A 23,519-nucleotide genomic window follows, 5' to 3' on the forward strand; every position below is an offset into this window, starting at 1 on the left:
AACAAAAATTCATCCCATGCCTGACTGCTAAGACAGCGTGGGATGAATTTTTGGGCGCTAAGGAGTCGTACCACGTCTCTATTGGACTGAATTAAGAAGCACTATAGTGTTCTAAGACACAGAGATACCTGCCATCTTCGCCAAAGACTCTTGAGGCACGCGGTGTCCTGTCATTACCATCTTGACTCCACGGGAAGGTGCAACAGTAAAGCCTCGGCGTTGAGGGCGCTCTCTTTGACAATCAACTAGCGCCAGCTGATAGTGTGACAACACCGTTGCTAATACTAGCTTCATTTGAAACATAGCCAAAGCCTCGCCAATACAACGGCGCACACCACCACCAAAGGGCAGAAATTCATAGGGAGAAAATTGCCGTTCTAAAAAGCGCTGTGGTTGAAACTCCTGTGGTTGGGGATATAAATCCTCACGCTGATGGATGAGATAAATACTCGCAAGCGTTACGGTTCCAGGTTCTAAACAATGCCCCAAGAGTTCAATAGGTTCTTGTACGACTCTAGGGAAAGAGGAAATAAAAGGAGGGTGAATTCGCAAAGTTTCGTTACAAACAGCTGTCAAATATGGCAGTCGGTAAATGCTCATGGGATCTGGGGAATCACCCAGAGTGTCCAGTTCTTCGAGCAATTTTTCACGAACTAAGGGCTTTTGGTGAATCCAATACAATCCCCAAGCGATCGCTGTTACTGTAGTTTCATATCCCGCAACCATTAGGGTCATCAACTGATCGCGCAACTCTCGATCCGTCATGAATTGACCAGTGTCATCCTGTGCTAACACCAGCATGGATAAGATATCTGTGCGTTCTGGATTCAGTTGCTGTCTATGTTCGGCAATTTCAGCATAAATCAATTCATCAATTTGCTGGCGATCGCGTAGAAATTTTCCCCAAGGACTCCAAGCTCCTAAATCCTTTTGCAAGAATGAGAAAAACAATAAACTAGAACTCAAAGGCGACCGAAAAATATCCAACATCTGCGGCAATAAATACTTAAGTTTTTCAAGTTTTTCTCCCTCATTCAAGCCGAAAACAACCTGTAAAATAACTTGTAGGGTTATCTCCTGTGTTAAGTTACGAGCCAAGAAGTGCTGATTTAGTGGCAACTGATTAAAAACTTTTGTACACAGACTACAAATCAGTTGACCATAAGCTCGCATTCGCTCTCCATGAAAAGCAGGCATCACAAGTTGTCGCTGTCGTTTGTGATAAGTACCTTCGAGTGACGTAACTGAATATTCCCCTACTAAGGGTTCTCCAATTTTGTTCATCTTGCCGACAGCTAGAAACTTTGTTTTATCATTAGTTAAAATTTCCTGGATTGCCTGGGGATGGTTTACAAACACCACAGTATCGCCAAAGCCAACTATTCTACCAGTGAAAATGTCAGGATATTGCTGAGCCGCTTTTTTCATGTAGCCGATAGGATCGATGACCCATTGCAGCTTTTGTAGCACAGAAGGGGTTTTAATAAGATTAGGTAATAACATTGAATTTTTTATCAGGTTAAGTCTAGCTCAAGAATTCACCACGTCATAATTTTGTGTTAGTTCCAGCCTTTCTATACTCTGATAGCGACTTGTCTGGGAATACCAATCATGGTTACTACGTATCCAGGCGTGCATTCCTGATATGTATTTTGCAAGTTCAGCATCTACTTCTTGTCCAAATGTGGGAAGAGATGCTTCTAAATCTATCATTGTTTGTATAGCGTTATTGTGCATTTCTACTACACGATAAATTGCCTGATTTATAGGAATCTGCTGTTTATAATGCAGTACCAATACTAAGTTATGAACATCACCACTCAACATTTCTCTAGACACAGAAAAAATATCATTACAACAGGCAATAATATGTCCTGTGAGAAATTGCAATTTGAGAATTATTTCATTTTTTCGTAAAAAATCGGGAATCGTCAAATTATGGCAAAATTCAGTCAATGTTAAAAAAGCATCCACACCTATACTTGATTTACGGGTCATGATATAGGTATCCACATCTGGTACAATTCCTTCTGCGCGGATGGTTGCTTCGTCAGTACATGCCTGTAACCATTCCTGAAAGCTAGTGATGAAATGATGGAACCATGTCAAACTTCGTCTTGCAAGAATCCTTTCTCTTAAGTTACTTAAAGCAAGAACAAGAGCTGTATCTTCGCTTGTAACTTCTGCCCCATTTAAGATTTCTAAATATCTCTGATTATAGAACTTTAAAATTTCAGGTTTTTTTCCTAAATCTGATAAATCACATTGATCGTCCCAAAGAAACACCCAGCTTAACCAATCATTTGCAATCTTAAGTTCTTCAAGATCGCTATCAGGATAGGCACATGCAGCTAATAAAAAGAAATTAGACTTACAAAATCGCTTATAAGTTGATTCATTCGCTAACAGATTGAAGCGGAGCACCCACTCAATACCGGACTGTTGTAAAACATCGACATAGCGATTGGTTTGGAGTGCAAATGGACAGTGTAAACTAGGAAAATTTAATTCTTCCATAGAAAAACTCTGAGCTAAATTTAATGGATAAATATCAATTAGAAGACGACAAAAGCAATAGGTTTTTTCAGCGTCTATGACATAGCTTTGTGAAAAAAATCACTGTAAAACCACGTTTTCCCAAGTATGAAATTCATACTGACCTCACTTTTTGCGATGCATAAATGTATTTTAATATTTCAATACTTACTTAGATGTTATTAAAAATTTTTGTAAAAATATAACCGTAATTATCTTGAATTATATTTTTTTGATAAAAATAGTTACATTTTTGTCTACTCATTATCAATACTGTTGACGAACTGAAGAAGTTAACATAAAGCATTGTGTTTACCCCTATTTATAAAAAAAAACAAGGGTAATAATGGCTAATTTAAGAAAAAAGGTATATTCAAATTTGATGAAAGCATCTGTAGCGATCGCCCTAGTAAAATATAAATAATTTGCTGTGAGAATGTTGCTGTTATCAGAATTTTTGGGAACTATAGAATTGTTACACCTGTAAATTTCTCTGTCAGTCCGTTAAGAAAATATAGGTGGCTTAGTTGCAATGCGAGGCTAATGATAAACAAGTAACAAGGAGTTAAATGAATTTAAATACATGAATTATATACAAAATATAAAAATATCTGATATTTCAGAAGAGAATTTAATTTTAGTAGTAGATGATACTACTACTAATTTAGAGATCGTTTTTCAAATATTAACTAATGCAGGCTTTGAAGTGGTCACAGAAGTTAATGGTGAAAAGGCACTGAAACAGGTTGAATCTAGACTACCTGATTTGATTTTGCTAGATGTAATGATGCCTAAAATAGATGGTTTTGAAACATGTAAAAAATTGAAAGAAAATTCAGAAACTTGTGATATTCCTGTAATTTTCATGACAGCAAATTCAGATACAGAGAGTAAAATCAAAGGTCTAAATATCGGTGCAGTTGACTATATTACAAAACCATTTCATGAGGAAGAACTATTAGCTAGAATTAAAACCCATCTGCAATTACGAAATCTCACAAAAACTTTAGAAAAACGAGTTTACCAAAGAACAGCAGCGTTATCTAAAGCACTAAAAGATTTGCAAGAATCTCAAATCCAGCTTGTACAGACAGAAAAAATGTCTGCCCTTGGTCAATTAGTTGCGGGCGTTGCTCATGAAATTAATAATCCAGTTGGTTTTATTCATGGTAATCTCGGTCACGCTTCGGTATATTTCCAAGCCATGACTAAGCTAATTGAGCTATATCAGCAGCATTATCCCGCTCCAGTTGCAGAAATTCAAGAAGAAATTGCAGCGATGGATTTACAGCATATGCTTTGGGATTTACCTAACTTAATTTCTTCGATGAAAGAAGGTGTACAACGGATTCGCAATATCAGTACTAGCCTAAGAAACTTTTCGAGAGCAGATAGCGATCGCAAAGTTTATTGCAACATTCATGATGGTATTGATAGTACAATTATGATCCTTAAGCACCGATTGAAAGCATCAGAATCTCGCCCCAATATTGAGATTATAAAAAATTATGATATTTTCCCAGAAATAGAATGCTTCAGTGGGCAATTAAATCAGGTATTTATGAATATATTAGCTAATGCTATTGATGCTTTAGAAGAATCTAATTTAGGTCGCACTTATGTTGAAATTGAGGCTAATCCCAATCAAATTTGGATTGAAACCAGCTTAACTGAAGATAATAATTATGCGTTGATTCAGATTAAAGATAATGGCGTGGGGATGTCGGCTGAAGTCCAACATAAAATATTTGACCACTTATTCACCACCAAACCTGTAGGTCAAGGTACAGGTTTAGGACTATCTATTGCTCGTCAAATTGTTGTTGACAAACATGGAGGAACTCTGGAAGTAAATTCAGCACCAGGACAAGGTTCGGAATTTATCATTAAGCTTCCCATTTAAATAAAATTTAAACAAAAATCAGCAAATATTCCTGAAAATTTGGGTACTATAGGAATCCGATTTGATTCCTGAATCACTCATAGAGAGAGTGAACAGCTAAAAATGAATAAAGGTGTACCTAGCTTCGCAAAATCAAGTATGAGTTCTATATAATTCTGTACGAAAAGAATTGTCTATATATCAATATATGTTCAAAGCAGTAGTAGGTCATAGTAACGATCCCGATTCTCTATCAGCAGTTGAAGAAGTTATTCAACAATGTATTACTTCTCTTGCTGGAGATATTCCACAAGCTGGAATTCTTTTTGCTGCAATTGACTTCGAGCATTCCCTGATTTTGCAGCAAATTCATCACGCTTTTGGCGGGATTGAGTTAATTGGTGGAACAACAGATGGCGAAATTTCTTCAGTCCTAGAGTTTCAGCAAGACTCAATTACTTTGATGTTGTTTTGCTCAGACGAAGTAGAAATTCATGCAGGGGTTGGGCGCAAAATTTCAGCCGATACAATTACTGCAACCAAACAAGCTGTAGAACAAGCCAAAGCAAAAACTACAGCAGCACCAAGCCTATGTTTAACTCAGCCAGAGAGTCTGACAACTAGTGGTGTCTCTATATTAAATGGGTTAAAGCTAGCTCTTGGTCAAAATGTACCGATATTTGGCGGTTTAGCAGCGGACCAGTCGAAATATCAAAATACATACCAATTTTTTCAAACAGAAGTTTTAAGTGATTCTGTACCAATTCTGCTTTTTTGCGGCAAAATATTGTTTTCTCATGGTGTTGCAAGTGGTTGGCATCCCATCGGCCAAATTAGCAAAGTTACCAAAGTAGATAAAAACATTCTCTATGAAATAGATGGTAAGCCAGCTTTAGATTTTTATCATCATTATCTAGGTTTGCTTCCTCCTTCAATGGAATATCCCCTAGCAGTGTTTGAGCAAGATACAGACAAATTTTATATCAGGGCGCCCATTACTTACAATCCAGAATCAGGTAGTATCACCTTTTTTGCGGATATTCCTGACCAAGCACTGATTCAAATTTCCGAAGCAGGCTATGAAGATATTCTTGCAGCTTCTAAAGCATCATTCATGAATGCCCTAAATAATTATCCAGGTAAAGAACCAAGTGCTGTTTTGTTTTTTTCATGTGTAGCTCGTCGGCAAATACTTGGTACGAGGGCACAAGAAGAGTACCAGAATACAAAACTTTGCCTCAATAACTCTTTACCTACCTGTGGATTTTATTCTAATGGAGAAATTGCTCCTATAGATATAATGAGTCAAACGCAATTTCACAACGAAACTTTTGTAACTTTGATTTTGGGAGTTCATTAAAAACTGATGGGAAGTTTTGATTGTGAAAAAGAAATTCAACAACTCAAAAAAACAAATAGAATTCTCCAAAAACAATTGGAACGGTCTGAGAAAGACCGAATGAAACTAGAAGAGATAAATAAAAAAAAAGAATCTCTGTTGAAGAAAGTAATTAATGAATTAAAAGAGTATCAGAGCGAATTAGAGGAAAGAAGTCAGGAACTAGAAACTATGCTTCTTAATCTTCAGATAATGGAAAATAAGATGTCTACTTTGGGAAGTCTTGTTGCAGATGTAGCTCACGAAATTAATAACCCAATTGCTTTTATAGCGGGTAATGTGGCTCCGGCTCAAGAGTATATTTATAACCTATTAGATCTGCTAGATGTCTATCAGCAAACTTATCCCAAAGCATCTCAGCAAATTCAAGAAAAAAGTGAATTAATTGACATTGTATATGTGCGTGAGGATTTGCCTAAACTCATTTCTTCAATCAAAGAAGGCACAGATCGAATTTCCAATCTCAGTAAGAGCTTGCGAACTTTCTCTAGAGCAGATACAGAACAAAAAGTTCTATTTAACGTTCATGAAGGCATTAACAGTACTCTCGTTATTCTCAAACACCGTCTGCAAGGGAATAAGATTCGTCCCGCTATTCAAGTAATTCAAGATTACGGTGAAGTTTCGTTAGTACAATGCTTTCCCGGACAACTAAATCAGGTATTTATGAATTTATTGGCAAATGCTATTGATGCTTTAGAAGAGTCTAATTATGGGTTGAGTTTTGATCAAATTAAGGCGAATCCCAATCAAATTACAATTCATACTACCCTCACTGAAGATAAAAATCACGTATTGATTCGGATTCAAGATAATGGAGTAGGAATATCGCCTCAAGTAAAAGAAAAAATTTTTAACCATTTATTTACAACTAAAGCAGTGGGTAAAGGAACAGGATTAGGATTATCAATTACCCATCAAATAATTGTCCAAAAACATAAAGGAACTTTGAAAGTAAATTCCGTGCTGGGAGAAGGTTCAGAATTTATAATCACTATTCCAATTTATTAAAATAGCGAAATAGAATAATTTCAGAATATATTATTTAATTACAAAAAAATAACAATTGATGAAGCATTAAATTCCTCAAGAAAGAGATTACAGAAATTTTATTTTGCATAGCAGAGTGTTGGCTTCTATGAAACTGCTGTAATTTACACAACTTAAAACTGCTATCAGCAGTTAGTTTACAGGCGTTTTTGGGAACTCTAAAACTGTAGTTCTAAAGTTGTGTCCTGAAAGTTCATGACAAATTCCCTTAATCATTCAATAAGTAGCCTGAATCTCCCATTAGAACGGGATATATTTTTACGTACATTAATCAGAGAATTATCTGGTACATTGCAGGATGTAGTTGGCTTAGAAGAAGCTTCTGGATTTATTAGCGTAGTTGGTGAAAGGATGGGTAGGCAGATTAACCAAGATTACAAATCTGCCTTAGAGGTGTCAAATCTTTCCCGAAAGCAAGTAGCTGATGTCTTAGTTGATTTAAAAAAACGAATTCAAGGCGATTTTTACGTTATTGAACAGGATGATGAAAAAATTGTTTTTGGCAACCACGTTTGCCCATTTGGAGAAAAAGTTCTTAATCGCCCTGCTATGTGTATGATGACTTCAAACGTCTTTGGAACGATCGCAGCTAATAATCTAGGGTATGCAAAAGTACAATTGCAAGATACCATAGCACAGGGCGCTTCTGGATGCAGAGTTATTGTTTATTTAAAACTTACTCAAGAAGCAGAAGATGTAGAAGGTAGAGAATACTTTAGAGGACTAGAATCTGTCTAAACTCTTCGGCATTAAACTAATCCCAGCATACTACCTCTGGTATAGATCGGTAAAGTATGGTCCAACTTGAAATTGCAAGCCTCATGACTCCTGAACAATTTCTTGAACTTGCCAGAGTTTTACCAGAACCTTTACTTCTGGTGACTAATGAGGGTCAAATATTAGCAACTAATCAACCAGTCACAGATATCCTGAAATTACGCCGTCAGGAACTGCAAGGAAAAATGCTCTTTGATTTGGTAACTGAGTCTAGCGATGATATTAAAAAGTACCTGGAAGCTTGTTCTACTAGCAGAGCAATGATTTTAGGTTCTTTAAATTTACGTACAAATGATGGGCAAACATTAATATTTCGCACTCAAGGAGCAGTTATTCAACCTTGGTCTCCTGAATCTTCAGCTTTAATTCTTTTGCGCTTAGAAAATAGAAATATAGCCAGTAATAATTTCGTTCTTCTAAACCAAAAAATTGATGAGTTAGCAAAAGAAGTTCAAAAACGTAAACAGGCGGAGTTAGAACTCCAGAAAGCAAATGAGGAACTAGAAATTCGGGTTCAGGAACGTACAACTACTTTACAAGAAACATTAAACGAACTACAACTTACCCAAACTCAGCTTATCCAAGCTGAAAAAATGTCTAGTTTAGGTCAGATGGTCGCTGGTATTGCCCATGAAGTTAATAACCCTGTTAGTTTTATTTATGGTAACCTTCACCATGCCCATAAATACACTCAAGATTTACTTAAGTTGGTAGAAATTTATCAACAAATTTGTCCCAATCCTCCTCTAGAAATTAAAACGCAAATAGAAGAAATAGATTTGGATTTTTTGATTCAAGACATAACTCAACTCTTCCAATCTATGACAGTAGGTACACAACGTATTCAAGAAATTGTTAAATCATTGCGAAATTTTTCAAGACTTGATGAAGCCGAACTTAAGCAAGTCGATATTCATGAAGGAATTGATAGTACTTTAATGATTTTGGATCATCGGCTGCAAGCGAAGCATGAGTGTCCAGAAATCAAAGTCATTAAAAAATATGGCCAACTACCCAATGTAACTTGCTACCCCGGTCAACTCAATCAAGTATTTATGAATATCCTGGCTAATGCGATCGATGCTTTGGAAAAGTCGGCACTCACTGGTAGGTGGTCAGCAGTCAATTCACAAACAACTGACAATCCCCAAATTCAAATTACAACTGAACTAATAGATAAAACATCTATTGCGGTTACTATTGGTGATAATGGTTTGGGAATTGATGAACAAGTTCGCTCAAAGCTGTTTGACCCGTTTTTCACTACTAAAGCTGTGGGTAAAGGTACAGGCTTAGGCTTATCTATAAGCTATCAAATTATAGTCGAAAAACATGGCGGACAACTTAACTGTTTTTCTACTCCAGGAAAAGGTGCAGAATTTGTAATTAAGATACCTGTTAACTTTTAGTATTTTAGATTTTGCGAAAAAACGGAGCGCCCGCTTGCTAATTAGCAAACAGGCGCTTCTTGAATAGCACAAAATTTTATTGAGATTTAGATAGTTAAATTTTAGCAGTCGAATCAACTGAGGGTTGAGACTGACTTACCGAATCTAACTTTGGCACAACTCGTAGATTTTGTGCTTGTACGGTGCTATTGACTGTTGCTTGCAAAATTGCAGTATGGGAGATGGAATGGTTAGCCAATGTAAATAGTGGATTTGACAAAATCCCTGCGATGGAAGTGGCGATTAAAGTTACCACCAAGCCGACTTGCAAAGGTCTAAATCCAGGCAAATTCCAACGTATTGGGGGATAGTTCTTCACTGCGTCGGACATTTCATGGGGTTCTTTGACTACCATCATCTTGACTACGCGAATGTAGTAGTAGATGGAGATGACGCTAGTAACTAAGCCCAGCAAGACTAACCCATAAAGACCTGCTTGCCAACCAGCCCAAAACAAGTAAATCTTGCCAAAAAACCCAGCTAATGGTGGAATACCGCCCAGGGAAAGCAGAGAGATACTCAACCCCAGTGTTAGGAGTGGGTCTTTTTGATATAGTCCGGAATATTCGGCAATCTGGTCGGTTCCTGTCCGCAAGGAGAACAGAATAATGCAGGTGAAGCCGCACAGGTTCATGAACAGGTAGACCAGGAGGTAAAATATCATACTGGCGTACCCTGCCTGTGTGCTAGCAATTAAGCCAATCATCACAAAGCCAGCTTGGGCAATGGATGAATAAGCTAGCATCCGTTTCATGCTGGTTTGGGCTAGGGCGACTACGTTACCCAAGATCATACTGAGAACGGCCAGAGCAGTGAAAACAAACTTCCACTCCTCAGCAACAAGGGGGAAGGCTGTTGTCAGTAAGCGGATAGCTAGAGCAAATCCAGCTGCTTTGGAACCCACAGATAAAAAGGCGATGACCGGGGTGGGAGCGCCTTCGTAAACGTCTGGTGTCCACTGGTGGAAGGGTGCGGCGGAGATTTTAAAGCCAATACCTGCGATCGCAAAAACCAGAGCAATCACTAAACCTAAAGATTGACCAGCCTTAGCTGTGGCAATGCCATTGGCGATCGCGCTTAGTTCAGTTTGTCCACCTGATAATCCATACAGCAATGATACTCCGTACAAAAATACTGCTGTACTGGAAGCTCCAATTAACAGGTATTTCAGCGCCGCTTCGTTAGAACGGGGATCGCGCTTGGTATAACCTGTTAGCAAGTAAGAGGAGATACTCAGGGTTTCTAGTGAGATGAAAATCATGACTAGCTCACTAGCCCCGGATAAAAACATCCCTCCAAGGGTAGCAGTCAGCAAAATAGCGATGAATTCTGCTAAAGCGGTGCCACTCTGCTCAATGTAGCGAATTGACATCAGTATAGTAAAAGCGGCAGACAACGCTACGATACCGCGAAAGACGATACTAAGGTTGTCACTGTTAAAGCCGCCGCTAAAAGAGACGGGATTGGAAGCGTCCCATTGAAAATACAGGGCGACAATCGAAGCCAGTAAACCTGCGATCGCTAGATATCCAACCCAGCGCGAGGATGTACGCCCCAAAATCAAATCAACGATCAAAACCCCCAAGAGGGTGAGAATCACAATCCCCTCTGGTAATATTGTTCCAGCATTTAACTGGGATGCAAGATTAGCAAAATCCATGAGATGTATAGGTTTTGGCGATTAGACATTAAGGCTAACTTTGTTCATTCTATCTATTGTTCTTTACCAAAGTTGCATTAAAGTTTCTGTCTTAAGCTAAAATTCGCTCTTGGGTGCAAGCAGATCCAAAAATCAGTAGTAGCTTGTGATCGCGCTGGAATACTATGACTACCATCAGATTAAATTATGTTGAAGTGTAGGATTGGCTTTTTGGCAATCAATATTCATATCTAAAGTAAATAAGCAGCTCAGCTATTTCCTGAACTGCTTATATAAGATTTTGCAAATTCAGTTATCTACTAAACTGCTAAGTAGGGGATAGTTTTTGCTTGGCGATCGCTAATAATGCTTCTGCCTTCGTGAATCGTCTCAGAACTTAATAGTCTCGTGAGTATCCACTATTATTTTTTTGCCAACTACCACCACCGCCAGACCGAGTTGCTTTCTCCTCTTTTGGTCTAGCTTTATTAACTTTCATTACACGACCCATCCATTCGGCACCATCCAAAGCCTGAATAGCAGCATCTTCTGCGGCTGATGATTCCATTTCGACAAAACCAAAGCCTCGAGCACGTCCTGTTTCCCTGTCTGTGGGTAATTGAACGCGTTTTACTGCGCCGTACTCGGAAAATACCTTAGTAAGGTCGTCTTGCGTGACGCTGTAGGATAGGTTCCCTACGTAGATTGACATGAAACTCTCCAGAATCCATTGATGCAGAGATGTTCATCCGGAGAGCCGCTTGCAATTATTACTAACAACAAGATTCGTATCGCCGAACTTAACTTCTCCAAAATTATCCTACCATAACTTTCGATCTGGACAAGCCTGAATTCGTGCATTTGTCGTCATGTATGGTAAAATGCATCATTTTTGTCTATAGTTACTATTCATATTTTTTAGCGTACTGTTCATTTCTCAAATCAGGTTTGCACACCTGTGTTATTTTTGACCGTATTTGTTGACTTGATTGTTGCCGTCGGCGTGGGAGTGTTCATTGCTAATATCTTAACTATCGATCGCCTGTCGGAATTACAATCTCAGGAAGTGAAGACAATTAGCGATACTGATGATGCAATTGCTATTTTACCTGAGCGGACCGATGATCTTTGGGGTATCGAAAGCGATCGCACGTGAACATTCAGCAATGGCAGACTCTGATGTGTTGATTGTGGATTTGAGCGATGTCCCAATGTTGGGCGTAACTGCTTCTTTGGCAATTGAAAACGCCATCAAGGATGCTAGTGAACAAAGTCGTCATGTGTTAATTGTTGGTGCTGTTGGCAAAGTCAAACGGCGCTTAGAAAAGTTTGATATTTCTAGGTTTGTACCAGAGCATCATATGTGTGTGCGCTGATGGTAAAAGAGGTTGACCCGATAGTGAGAATGTTTGGAGTTGGTACTGCGCTTCTGGGAGTTTTCTATGCAGTCTTTGAAAAAGATACCAAGCGGATGCTGGCGTTTCACACAGTTTCGCAGTTAGGTTTTATCCTCGCCGCCCCCGTCGTCGGTGGTTTTTATGCACTAACGCACGGACTGGTCAAATCGGCGCTCTTTTTAATCGCTGGAGCTTTACCGAGTCGAAACTTTAAGGAACTGCAACATCAAGCAATCGCAACCCCAATCTGGATTGCCCTGGTTATAGCCAGCTTCTCGATCTCTGGCTTTCCCTTGTTGTCAGGCTTTGGAGCGAAAGTGTTGACAACAAAGAATCTACTGCCTTGGCAAGCGATCGCGATGAATGTTGCAGCCCTGGGAACAGCAATATCGTTAGTTCTTCTTCCCCTGCTCCCCCTGCCCCATTACCCAATTGGGGTATTTTGAAAACTGTAGTCGCCAATTATGCGTTAGATAAGTTAAAGATTGAAATAGCTGGAAATTCACATCCAGCCTTCGCCTCTCCTATACTCTGGGAAGGACTGCGCCCTAACTTAGGGCGGATTTTCTCCCAAGCAGGCAGTTTGTGTGAGGATTAAATCACCGCCCTAAGCGTGACGTTTTATCTTGACAATTTGCAAAAATTACCTCAATTTGACTGTTTAGCTTAGCAGCTATTCTTTTTTTTGAAATTTCCATGTCAACTCTCGTCATCGTCGAATCTCCAACCAAAGCTCGTACCATTCGCAACTACTTGCCATCAGGCTATAAGGTAGAGGCGTCTATGGGTCATGTGCGTGACTTACCGCAGTCGGCTAGTGAAATTCCCGCGGCCGTCAAAGGGGAAAAATGGGCACAGCTAGGGGTAAATGTGGACGCCGACTTTGAACCGGTATATGTTGTCCCGAAAGACAAAAAGAAAATTGTCACTCAGCTCAAAGATGCGCTCAAGGATGTAGATGAACTGATTCTGGCAACGGACGAAGACCGGGAAGGTGAAAGCATTAGTTGGCATTTATACCAATTGCTGAAGCCAAAAGTCCCAACTAAGCGGATGGTGTTTCACGAAATTACCCAAGATGCTATCAAAAAAGCGCTGAAGAACTGCCGCAATATCGATGAGCAGTTGGTTCGCGCCCAAGAAACGCGGCGGATTTTAGATCGATTGGTGGGTTATACTTTGTCTCCCCTGCTATGGAAAAAAATCGCCTGGGGATTATCTGCTGGGCGGGTGCAGTCTGTAGCGGTGCGACTTTTGGTCAACAAGGAACGCCAGCGTCGCGCTTTCCATGAAGGTACCTACTGGGATTTGAAGGCTAGTTTAGAAAAAGACAAAACCCCCTTTGCTGCCCAGTTAGTGACCCTGGGAGGAACAAAAATAGCGAATGGCGGCGATTTTGACCCTACAACCGGGCAAATTGTCGCAGGTCGTAATGTCTTGTTGCTCAACGAAGACCAAGCGGTAGCCCTCAAGGAACGCCTGACTGGAAAAACTTGGAGTGTCGCTGACATCGAAGAACGTCCAGTGACCCGCAAACCCGCGCCACCCTTTACTACCTCGACGCTGCAACAAGAATCTAACCGGAAACTGCGCCTCTCAGCCCGCGATACGATGCGAATTGCCCAGAATTTGTACGAACAGGGGTATATTACCTATATGCGGACAGATTCGGTGCATTTGTCAGATCAGGCGATCGCAGCTGCTAGAAGTTGTGTAGAAAAACTCTACGGTCAACAATATCTCAGCCCCCAGCCCCGGCAATACACCACCAAATCCAAAGGCGCACAAGAAGCCCACGAAGCAATTCGTCCAGCAGGTAGCACTTTCCGCACTCCCCAAGAAACTGGTTTGGGTGGTCGAGAACTTGCTGTCTACGATTTAATTTGGAAACGTACCGTCGCCTGCCAAATGGCTGATTCTCGGCAAACCCAAATTACTGTCCAGTTGCAAGTCGAAGACGCTGGTTTCCGTTCTTCTGGCAAGCGCATTGAATTTCCGGGATATTTACGCGCTTACGTTGAAGGTTCAGATGACCCAGAAGCAGCGCTGGAAGACCAAGAAGTAATTTTACCTAGTCTGAAAGTAGGCGATCGCCCCAATTGTACCGAACTAGAAGCAGTTGGTCACGAAACCCAACCCCCAGCTAGGTATACCGAAGCGACTCTAGTGAAAACCTTAGAAAGCGAAGGTATCGGTCGTCCCAGTACCTACGCCAGCATCATTGGCACCATCATCGACAAGGGTTATGCCCAGTTGGTGAATAATGCTCTCATACCCACCTTCACTGCTTTCGCTGTCACAGACTTGTTGGAAAAACATTTCCCGGATATTGTCGATCCCAGCTTTACCTCAAAAATGGAGCAAACCCTCGACGACATCGCCACAGGTGAAGCTAAATGGCTACCTTACCTCCAGCAATTCTATTTGGGAGACAAAGGTCTGGAAACCTTAGTCAAGGAACAGGAAAGCCAAATTGATGCCACCAAAGCCAGAACTGTAGAACTGGAAAATTTGGAAGCCAAAGTCCGCATTGGTAAATATGGCCCTTACATTGAAGTTGAAAATGGTAACGGTGTTGTCACTGCCTCAATTCCCAAAGATTTGACACCAGCCGACCTCGACCCCAAACAGGTAGAAGTATTACTGCGGCAAAAAACCACAGGCCCTGACCAGGTAGGACGGCATCCTGAAACTGGCGAACCAATTTATGTGAAAATTGGCGCTTATGGGCCTTACGTCCAATTAGGTGATAAGTCCGAGGAAAACCCCAAACCGAAACAAGCCTCTCTACCCAAGGGCGTCACCCCAGAAAACGTTACTCTGGAAATGGCTGTTGGTCTGTTAGCGCTACCCCGGACATTAGGAACTCATCCAGTCACTGGCAGCAAAATCCAAGCGAGTTTGGGACGCTTTGGTCCTTATGTTGTTCATGACCAGGGTAAGGAGGGAAAAGATTACCGCTCCCTAAAAGCTGCTGATAATATATTGACAATTAGCCTAGAACGTGCTTTAGAATTGTTGTCCGAGCCAAAAAAGGGACGCAGTTCCACCAACAGCAAGTCCAAGGCAGCCTTACGAGAATTGGGTACTCATCCAGAAGACGACGAACCAATCAACATCTACGATGGTCCGTATGGGCCTTATATCAAGCATGGCAAAACTAATGTCGGTATCCCAGAAGGTCAATCGGTAGAAGATATGACGCTAGCTACGGCCTTGGAATTGTTGGCAGCTAAAGCCTCAACAGCAAAATCAACTCGTAAAACCAGTAAATCAACAAGTTCCAAATCTAAGTCAACTGCATCTAAGTCAACTGCCAAGTCATCAACGACAGCTACCAAGAAAAAGGGCACAGAAGGCTAAGAATTTTGGATTTTGGATTTTAGATTTTAGGGAACTCGAAAAAATAAATTATCCAATTTCTGGAATTTTTCTCTCCCTGTTCCCTGCTCCCCTGCCCTAAACGCGATGAATATTTTTTTATTTGGAAGTACCTTAGATCGTCTACCAAGGCAACTTTGCTCGCGTTCAAAATTCCCCTTGTCCCCTTGTCCTTGCGTCTTTTGTCAGTCTCAAACTGGCAGATTTTAGCTTAATAAACTACCAGATCCCCTTGACTCTTGACCCTTGATACCCATCCTTGGTACGATGCAGTTCTGTAGGTTGCAAGTGTGATACTCTAAAAAGTATGGGAAAACACAACCCCAAATTTTAGAAGTAGCTGATGTCCCCAATACGGGATTGTGTATTGGCTCAGTTAAAAGCTAGAGGTGCAAAAATACGCAATTCACTGCGTACTTGTTAATCAAAATTGAGGTAGTATCTCAGGAGCGGTCAGTTCATGGACTATATAGAAAAGGTGCTAGAAAAGCTTAAGGAATTAGCACGTAAGCTAATTGAGAGCCTTTTAGGGCCAGAGGCTGAGCCGGAACCGGAACTGATTCCGATTCCTGTGAACGATCGCTCACGCCGTCGCTAGTAGCCCCGAAAGTGCTAAACTCGACCTTAGAACCCTTAAGTATTCTGGCACTGCATGGGCCAAACTTAAATTTGCTAGGGCAGCGAGAACCTGGAATTTATGGTTCTTTGACATTAGCAGAAATTAACCGCCTGTTAGAAGACGAAGGATTAAAATTACAGGCGAAAGTTTTTCCCTTGCAGTCAAATCATGAAGGAATTTTGGTTGATGCTATTCATGGAGCATTGGGGCAACATCAAGGAATTTTGATTAACGCAGGGGCATATACCCACACAAGTGTGGCATTGCGAGATGCCATCGCCGCCGTCAATTTGCCTACAGTAGAAGTACACCTGAGTAATATTTACCGTCGGGAAGATTTCCGCCATCATTCCTACATCGCCCCAGTAGCCATTGGCCAAATCAGCGGTTTTGGCTCTCAAAGTTATTTGTTGGGCTTACAAGCATTAGTAAATTATTTAAGAGTTAGGAGTTAGGAATTAGGAGTTAAGAATTGATAGTAAAGTCAGGAATTAGAAATTCTTATAATTAACTCCTCACTCTTCACTTTTAACTTTTCACTCCATAATTCATGCGTTACTCTCTTATAAGTCGGTTTAGAGGTACTTTATTCGGAGCATTCCTGGGGGGAAGTTTAACCTCTGGTGGTAGAATACAGCCTCAGAAGTACCCCGATTTTGGCAGAATGGCAATTCTGGGTACTGAGAGTTTAATTAGCTTGGGTAGATTAGATTTAGATGATTGGATAGGGCGTCAGCAACAAGCTTCTCTAGATTTAGCTCCAACAGACATAATTATTGCCACACTACCAGTGGCACTTTTTTTTCACGAAAATCCAATTAAGCTACGACGAAACTTGCTGCATGTGCTAAAAATCTGGGATGATGACCCAGTAGTAAGGGATGGAACACTAGCAGTAGGGTATGCGATCGCTCTAGCCTTGACTGAAAAACTCGACCCCTTAACCCTGATTCCCCAAACAATTTCCTTCCTCGAAGAAACGCCGACATCAATACCAAAAAAATTATTAAGAATTCAGAATTTATTAGAACAAGGGGCTGGATTAGAAAGAGTACAAGCCGAGTTTGCTGGCAAAGAAAAACTCACTAACAGTATTGCGATCGCATTTTACTGTTTTATGAGTACATTAGAAGACTTTCGCCTGGCAGTTTTGCGGGCTAGTCACAACGGTGATTCCAAAGTGCAAGATGCTACTGGTTTAATGGCACACTCTACAGGTGCAATTACAGCTGCTTTATCAGGCGCATATAATACTACAGTAGGAATTCCTCTAAATTGGCGAATTTTGCTTCTACAAAAGAATTCTCCAGCATCGGAACTGACAAGCTTTGACGAAATGTTAGAATTGGCTGATGCACTTGTGGCTGTGTGGTCAGGATTGTATAATAACGTTCGCCAAGATCCAAAGGAGTTAACAGAGGATGAATTTGCCATATCTAGGGTAGCTTTGCTTTCAGTTTATGCAGCTCCTCGTGTTATTCGGTTACGTTAATGCTATTGTCAGCAAATAACAGTGCGGATGCCAAACTTGCAAGATTGAAAGTATCCTATACTAATGTTTTTCAGCAAACCCTCGACTTGATTCTGTAGCTAACTTCCGCAACCGTAGTTGCAGTAGCCGCAGATTGGAATTTCCTGATGATTGTTTTGTTTAGAGCTAAGCTAATGAACATTCAAGTTGCATATAACCAGCTTTGAAGCCGCTTACTTTATGTTCGGTTGAAGACTTATTATTAGGGCTGATGCTTTGACGTTCAGAGACTTTATTGACACTCTCCTGCCTAAAGGCGAGGATATTCTTAGTTCAAAGGCATTACCTAACCCAGAGGTGGTTTTCTGCTCAAGCTTTAAAGCCTCGGCTCCGCTCGGCTTTAAAGCTTGAGCGAAGCCGAAGGGTTGACTTACAGTATGCCCTACCGTGGTTGCATTGCTGCAAAAAACTTTAGAGTTAAATGCTGGTCGTCTAACCCCTTGTTCGCGCAGCGTTCCCAAAGGGTAGATTTTAACCATTCTGGAAAAATCAATGATCATTAACTTATCAAAGTCAGCAATTGCAGGCAGAGATAATGAAAACGACTGAGCCATTTTTGCAATTCTTGACCCAGCAATTGTTTTACTGGCGGCGATGGTACAGATTACTACGCCGTAAGGGAAAGCTACTTAAAAACACAAGCTATAGAACGAAACTTATAAGAGCTATCCTCAAAAATCTAATCTTGTTTTTCTCAAAAACCAATGACAAAAGCGAACGCCAAAAACAAGAAAGAGCGCTAAAGTCAATGGAAAAATCAGCCAAAACTCAGAGTAGTATTTATACAGTTAGTTGCAACTGGGTACATGGAAAGCGTTGCTTTGTTATTTTAGCGATCGCTGTAGTCTCCCTTACAGGCATAACTGGTAATAAATTATACAACCAAACTCAAATCCAAATAGGCAATCCCGCACCACAGACAATTAGAGCGCCTTATACAGATAGCATTGAAGATAAGAAAAAAACAGATGCTGAGCGCAGAGCCGCCAGTAAAGGTTTTATAGCAGTGTTGATGATTGATGCACGAATCAATCAACAAATCAATGAAAATTTACAACAACTTCTGGATGATGGTAATGAAATTCGTGCCATTGCAGGAGCGTTTCCTTTTTTTGATACCACAGCTTTATCTAGATCTAGCCAGCGTTACCTCCGTTCTTGCTCTGACCCAGAATGGCAAACAGTGGTAGTGGCTCTAGAAAATCATCGAAACCAGCACCAAAAAACAATAGGACGAACCGCCGTTTCATTTCGTCCATTATCCATAGCTGCACCTAATCAAGTACCACCCAAATATAATTCTGAGAATACCGACGTAGGGTCAGATGAGACAAAGCTTGTTGATTTTTCTCAAAACATTGACTTTACTCAAGCAATCAAAGAACTAGAAGCTTACCAACTGACAAATTCTGAGAAAAGCTTTTCCTCACTAATTGCTCAGATTTCCCAAGCACGCCAAAAATACAACCAAGCTACTGCCAAACTTTTACAGTTGGAGAGTGTTAGCCCAGAAACAATATATGAGGAATCTCTCCTCTTAGACTTGTCAGATCTGGAGTGGGAAAATACACAAATGGGAATCCATCAGAGTGCAGAGCGGATTCTCACTCAAGGTATACCCCACGGACTGCCACAAAATATATTACAGGATGCGGTCAGCTTACAAGCCCAGACCTTTGTACCAGAACATGCCGAACCTTTAGCAAGCAAAGTGCTGTTAGCTGTACTTCAGCCAAATCTGCAAAAAGATGAAGAAAAAACCAGAGAAAAAGCTGAAAAAGCTGCCGATGGGGTGTCACCTGTGATGGTGAATGTAAAACATGGTGAGGTGATTGTCAAACAAGGAGAGCAGATTAGTGCATGGGATTTTGAGGTATTGCAGCATTATCACTTGATTCGCCGCCAGATTAAGTGGGTGGAGTTGGTGAAGTTAGGATGCATTATTACTGTCGCCATTGGCATTTTTGTCTGGGTAGAACGACATATTAATTGCCAATTGCGACAACGCGATCGCCTTTTGGTGTTACTGCTGACCCTGAGTGTACCAGGAGTAATCGTTATGGGATTGCCCTACACTACCTGGAGTGCCCTTGGTTTATTGTTGGGAAGCTTCTACGGCCACACTTTGGGGTTGACAGTTGTCGGACTGCTGTCGCCAATATTAGCAATCAGCTTGGATATGAGCAAAGCTGCGCTTTTAGCTGGTATAGGCGGAGGAATACTGGGTAGTTGCATCGCCCAAAGATTGCGATCGCGTGAGGAACTGGCGCTATTGGGTGTGGCCATCGCTTTAACTCAAGGCGCTATTTACCTGATTGTCAAAGTCCTAATTGGCCAAGCATTTGGTTCAACTTGGTATATCGTCCTCCGAGAAGCAGGGTTATTTGCTTCATCAGGCTTTGTTTGGAGTGTCGTCGCTTTAGGTTTGAGTCCTTATCTAGAAAGACTTTTTGATTTAGTCACTCCCATCCGCTTAGCAGAGTTGGCTAACCCGAACCGCCCCTTATTAAAAAGACTCGCTACTGAAACTCCCGGAACTTTTCAACATACGCTATTTGTCGCTACCCTTGCCGAAGCTGCTGCCAAACAACTAGGATGCAATGTTGAATTAGTCAGGGCTGGAACGCTTTACCATGATATTGGAAAAATGCATGACCCTCTTGGCTTTATTGAAAATCAAATGGGGGGACCGAATAAACACGATACAGAAATTAAAGATCCTTGGAAAAGTGCAGAAATTATCAAAAAGCACGTAAGTGAAGGGTTGGTGATGGCGCGTAAACACCTCTTACCCACAGCAATTCAAGCGTTCATCCCAGAACATCAGGGAACAATGCTAATTGCTTATTTTTATCACCAAGCCCAGCAAATGGCTCAAGAAGATCCAAGTTTAACGGTAGACGAAGCAGATTTTCGTTACGATGGGCCGATTCCTCAGTCGCGGGAAACAGGAATTGTGATGTTGGCGGATGCTTGCGAAGCAGCGCTGCGATCGCTCGAAGCCTCGGCGAAGCGTCCCGTACCCCTCAAAAACAAGGTACACGGGACATCTGAGGGAGAAGAGAAGCGATCGCACAAAGATGTTTCTAGCGAACAAGCTTTAACAATGCTGAACAACATTTTGCGTGCCAGATGGCAAGACAATCAACTCATAGATTCAGGACTAACACGGGAAGAAATGTCACAAATTGCCCAGATATTTGTGGATGTTTGGCAGCAATTTAATCATAAACGCATTGCTTATCCTAAGTTGAAAGCTAGTACTACTGTGCGGAATTCTTAATACTACTCACAATATTCAATCCCTAATCCTCAGTACGTCGCACAGCAGCCAATATAAAGTTAACTGCTGCTTGGGTATGCTGCTCAATCATTTCTGGACTCAGCAATTGTAAATCAGGTCTAGTATGCTTGATATTTTCGTAAGCGTTGAAGTATAAATTACAAACACCAACAATATGCAGGGTGGTGAGAAATGGATCGAGTTGACGAAAACAACCCTCTGCCATCCCTCGTTCTAAAATCTTGATGAGATACGCAAAATTTTCTTGCCAATTTCCCTGCTTGAAATACTTTCCCTGATTTTGGTTTGCTTCTTGGAACCAAAGCATCCCTCGGTGTGGATGAGCTGCTTCGTAGGCGATCGCTTCCTTAACAAGTAGCTTCAAAGCTTCCTCAGGTGGTAACTGATCGAAATTTAACTGCTCAAACCCTTCGTGCATCTCCACGGCTGGGCGTTGCAGCACGGCTTGATATAGTCCTTCCTTGCTCTGGAAGTAGTAATAAATCATCGCTGTGGTGACCCCTGCACCTTTGGCGATCGCTTCTGTCCGCGCCCCACTCAGTCCATTTCTCGCAAACTCCGCTTCCGCTGCATCGAGAATTTGCTTTTTTGTCGCCTCTGCATCCCGCACTTGGCGAGGTTTTTTATATGAAAGTTTTGATTTTGTTGAACGATCCACAGTACTCCATCAGCTTAACGAAAACATCTTAACTAAAAAATTAATTAGTAGTTGACACAGAAGGTAAACTTTATTAAATTAATGATTGTTAACTAATTTTTTAGTTAACTCATCTTTTGCACAATCTAAACATGCAGTAGTCGAAGTTAGCCGAGCAATGCCCGGTAATATTACTTCGTCCGTTACTAAGCAAACCTTAATTATCCCAATTGACATTCATTCATAGCAATGTAGGACAAGCGATACTAGCTCGTCAATCACAAATTTTAACGTTGGAGATTAATTCCTGACTATTGAGTTCTTTGTTGATAAATAATTTGGCAATATTTTGGAGGAAAAATGCAACCAATTTTACCTGGTGCGCCTTGGTTAATCGCGCATAAATCTACATTAGGACTGAATAAACCTCATAAAATCACTTTCAATGGGCATGATTATGTAATTTGGCAAAACCAAAAAGGTGAAGTGTTTGCCCTTGATAATATCTGTCCCCATATGCAAGCGCCCTTATCATCCGGGTGGGTTTGTCAAGAAAGAGATACTATTACTTGCCCTTTTCATGCACTAGAATTTGATAGAGAAGGCAGACTTTATCAAGGAAACAAACAAGACACTCAGCCAATTACCAAGCCATTAGAGCTAATTATTAGTAACGATTGCATCTGGACATATAGTGGATTTGAGCCTAGATTACCTATCCCAGATTTGCATCAAAGAATTGCAGATGAATACGAATTTATTGGAGTGACTGGCGAAAAAAGTATTCACGGAGAATTTTTGAGTAATCTAATGGTTAATTACGACTACAATCATCAAAATGGTACTCATAAAGAGCTATTTAAAATTACATCTTGTCATGTAAGTAGCTTTGAAGAAAAAGGATACTATGCCACGGTAAAACAAGACTTAACGAGAGCTAAAAACACAGTAGCAGAAATCATCAAAAATCCTGTTTTGGGAATCTTTCCTAAAACCCTAAGTAACACACTCGAATATGCTTTTCCTTCGACTACAGCTTTTTTTGCGAAAACACCTATTGGTAATATTGCTCAAATTCACATTCTCTACCCTGAAACAGAAAAAACAACCAAGACGTTTATTTTGATGTATGGTCAAGTAAATAATCCTTTGATGAAATTGTTCTTTAAAAATTCAGTTTTACAAGCAGGAGCTACAGTAATAGAACAGGATACAAGTGCAGTTGAAAGTTTGTATCCCCGGCAAAAACCAAAAATTAGACTACCAAACGAAGAGATTATGTTCTACGCAGAAAAACTTTACCATAATTGGTAATTTGGTTTTGCAAAATCTATAGCAAAATTCCGAATTGGAAAGTAAAACAGGTTTAATGTCTTGCTTTAATACTTAATGTGGCGATTCTCGTTTCAGTTAGGTACATAGGTAGATTAGCACAACTGTGTTATCCTACGAACATCTGTGTTGGCCTGTGATTAATTATTTTTTTCTACACCTTAGCCATCAGGGAAACACTATATACAAATCATAATAGATTTGTTTTAAGCTTTGACTTTTCACTCCTGAGTGCTGAATTCTTACTAAGTTTCAATAAAAACCCCTGGTAATTAACCAGGGGTAATGCAAGTCAGTACTTTTCGCATGGAATGTATCCTACTTCAATACCATAGCAAGCCTCTAATTGGCAGATCTGCCATTTTGCCAAACAAAAAAGCCCCCAGTGGTAAGCTGAGGGTTAATTTTTTTTGGAATAGCGGTAATCTACAAAGTTATTATTCCCAGGTAAGTAGGCAATCGAACTAAATATATATACAAATAGAAATTTCTATGTATGTAGCTGGGGCCTATCTTAAGCTCAGTTGTTTATCTTTAAATAAGTAAAACTAATCATTGTCATAGGTTCTACAAAAGTTTTAACACTTG

The 23,519-nt window shown here is 40.5% G+C and carries 17 protein-coding genes and 2 pseudogenes; 13 read left to right on the plus strand and 6 right to left on the minus strand.

What is annotated here, in order from left to right; genetic code table 11:
- Positions 1-111 precede the first annotated feature (111 nt).
- Both ACM0OY_RS03025 and ACM0OY_RS03030 read right to left on the minus strand, forming a co-directional pair.
- Entirely contained in the window at positions 112-1,503 is a 1,392-nt protein-coding gene (locus ACM0OY_RS03025) for a cytochrome P450 (protein WP_414567410.1), read from the minus strand.
- Positions 1,504-1,530: 27 nt separating this feature from the next.
- The gene (locus ACM0OY_RS03030; RefSeq protein WP_414567412.1) at positions 1,531-2,517 is read right to left on the minus strand and encodes a terpene synthase family protein; all 987 of its coding nucleotides are present in this window, start codon (positions 2,515-2,517) and stop codon (positions 1,531-1,533) included.
- 601 nt (positions 2,518-3,118) lie between these two features.
- Here ACM0OY_RS03030 and ACM0OY_RS03035 point away from each other — a divergent pair.
- From ACM0OY_RS03035 to ACM0OY_RS03055, 5 genes are all read left to right on the plus strand, one after another.
- A complete protein-coding gene (locus ACM0OY_RS03035) occupies positions 3,119-4,438 on the plus strand; it encodes a response regulator (protein WP_414567414.1) in 1,320 nt (439 codons plus the stop codon).
- A gap of 187 nt (positions 4,439-4,625) precedes the next feature.
- Positions 4,626-5,777: an FIST signal transduction protein gene (locus ACM0OY_RS03040; protein WP_414567415.1), complete on the plus strand. Its 1,152-nt coding sequence runs from the start codon at positions 4,626-4,628 to the stop codon at positions 5,775-5,777.
- A gap of 6 nt (positions 5,778-5,783) precedes the next feature.
- A complete protein-coding gene (locus ACM0OY_RS03045) occupies positions 5,784-6,827 on the plus strand; it encodes an ATP-binding protein (protein WP_414567416.1) in 1,044 nt (347 codons plus the stop codon).
- A 234-nt stretch (positions 6,828-7,061) separates the two neighbouring features.
- Positions 7,062-7,604, plus strand: coding sequence for a methanogen output domain 1-containing protein (locus ACM0OY_RS03050; protein ID WP_414567417.1), 543 nt, complete (start codon positions 7,062-7,064; stop codon positions 7,602-7,604).
- 83 nt (positions 7,605-7,687) lie between these two features.
- Positions 7,688-9,052: an ATP-binding protein gene (locus tag ACM0OY_RS03055; RefSeq protein ID WP_414567418.1), complete on the plus strand. Its 1,365-nt coding sequence runs from the start codon at positions 7,688-7,690 to the stop codon at positions 9,050-9,052.
- A gap of 94 nt (positions 9,053-9,146) precedes the next feature.
- Here the strand turns inward: ACM0OY_RS03055 and ACM0OY_RS03060 are convergent, their stop codons facing one another.
- Positions 9,147-10,751 (minus strand): NAD(P)H-quinone oxidoreductase subunit N, encoded by a 1,605-nt coding sequence (locus ACM0OY_RS03060; protein ID WP_414567419.1) that lies wholly within the window; start codon positions 10,749-10,751, stop codon positions 9,147-9,149.
- A gap of 376 nt (positions 10,752-11,127) precedes the next feature.
- The gene (locus ACM0OY_RS03065; RefSeq protein ID WP_414567420.1) at positions 11,128-11,442 is read right to left on the minus strand and encodes an RNA recognition motif domain-containing protein; all 315 of its coding nucleotides are present in this window, start codon (positions 11,440-11,442) and stop codon (positions 11,128-11,130) included.
- 246 nt (positions 11,443-11,688) lie between these two features.
- On the opposite strand from ACM0OY_RS03065, the pseudogene ACM0OY_RS03070 reads away from it, so the two are divergent.
- The 6 genes and pseudogenes from ACM0OY_RS03070 to ACM0OY_RS03095 form a co-directional block, all read left to right on the plus strand.
- Positions 11,689-12,094, plus strand: a pseudogene (locus ACM0OY_RS03070) (STAS domain-containing protein); the annotation flags it as partial.
- Positions 12,095-12,096: 2 nt separating this feature from the next.
- Positions 12,097-12,543 (plus strand): annotated as a pseudogene (locus ACM0OY_RS03075) (proton-conducting transporter membrane subunit); the annotation flags it as partial.
- 280 nt (positions 12,544-12,823) lie between these two features.
- Positions 12,824-15,490 carry a type I DNA topoisomerase gene (topA, locus tag ACM0OY_RS03080; protein ID WP_414567421.1) on the plus strand — a complete coding sequence of 889 codons (2,667 nt, stop codon included), beginning with the start codon at positions 12,824-12,826 and terminating at the stop codon, positions 15,488-15,490.
- Between the two features lie 478 nt (positions 15,491-15,968).
- Positions 15,969-16,106, plus strand: coding sequence for a hypothetical protein (locus tag ACM0OY_RS03085; protein ID WP_011316929.1), 138 nt, complete (start codon positions 15,969-15,971; stop codon positions 16,104-16,106).
- A gap of 11 nt (positions 16,107-16,117) precedes the next feature.
- On the plus strand, positions 16,118-16,582 hold the full coding sequence (aroQ, locus tag ACM0OY_RS03090) for a type II 3-dehydroquinate dehydratase (RefSeq protein WP_414567422.1): 465 nt from the start codon (positions 16,118-16,120) through the stop codon (positions 16,580-16,582).
- A gap of 95 nt (positions 16,583-16,677) precedes the next feature.
- Positions 16,678-17,619 (plus strand): ADP-ribosylglycohydrolase family protein, encoded by a 942-nt coding sequence (locus tag ACM0OY_RS03095; protein WP_414567423.1) that lies wholly within the window; start codon positions 16,678-16,680, stop codon positions 17,617-17,619.
- A 212-nt stretch (positions 17,620-17,831) separates the two neighbouring features.
- Here ACM0OY_RS03095 and ACM0OY_RS03100 read toward each other — a convergent pair whose 3' ends face one another.
- Complete coding sequence (locus tag ACM0OY_RS03100; protein WP_414567424.1) at positions 17,832-18,212, minus strand: hypothetical protein; 381 nt, start codon at positions 18,210-18,212, stop codon at positions 17,832-17,834.
- On the opposite strand from ACM0OY_RS03100, the gene ACM0OY_RS03105 reads away from it, so the two are divergent.
- Entirely contained in the window at positions 18,194-20,941 is a 2,748-nt protein-coding gene (locus ACM0OY_RS03105) for an HD family phosphohydrolase (RefSeq protein ID WP_414567425.1), read from the plus strand. The genes ACM0OY_RS03100 and ACM0OY_RS03105 overlap by 19 nt on opposite strands.
- A 22-nt stretch (positions 20,942-20,963) precedes the next feature.
- Here the strand turns inward: ACM0OY_RS03105 and ACM0OY_RS03110 are convergent, their stop codons facing one another.
- A complete protein-coding gene (locus ACM0OY_RS03110; protein ID WP_414567426.1) occupies positions 20,964-21,620 on the minus strand; it encodes a TetR/AcrR family transcriptional regulator in 657 nt (218 codons plus the stop codon).
- Between the two features lie 339 nt (positions 21,621-21,959).
- Between ACM0OY_RS03110 and ACM0OY_RS03115 the strand changes: the two genes are divergently transcribed.
- Positions 21,960-22,913: a Rieske 2Fe-2S domain-containing protein gene (locus ACM0OY_RS03115; protein WP_414567427.1), complete on the plus strand. Its 954-nt coding sequence runs from the start codon at positions 21,960-21,962 to the stop codon at positions 22,911-22,913.
- The last annotated feature ends 606 nt before the right edge of the window (positions 22,914-23,519 follow it).

The organism is Nostoc sp. CCY 9925 (assembly GCF_963920935.1).
Classification (GTDB): domain Bacteria; phylum Cyanobacteriota; class Cyanobacteriia; order Cyanobacteriales; family Nostocaceae; genus Nostoc.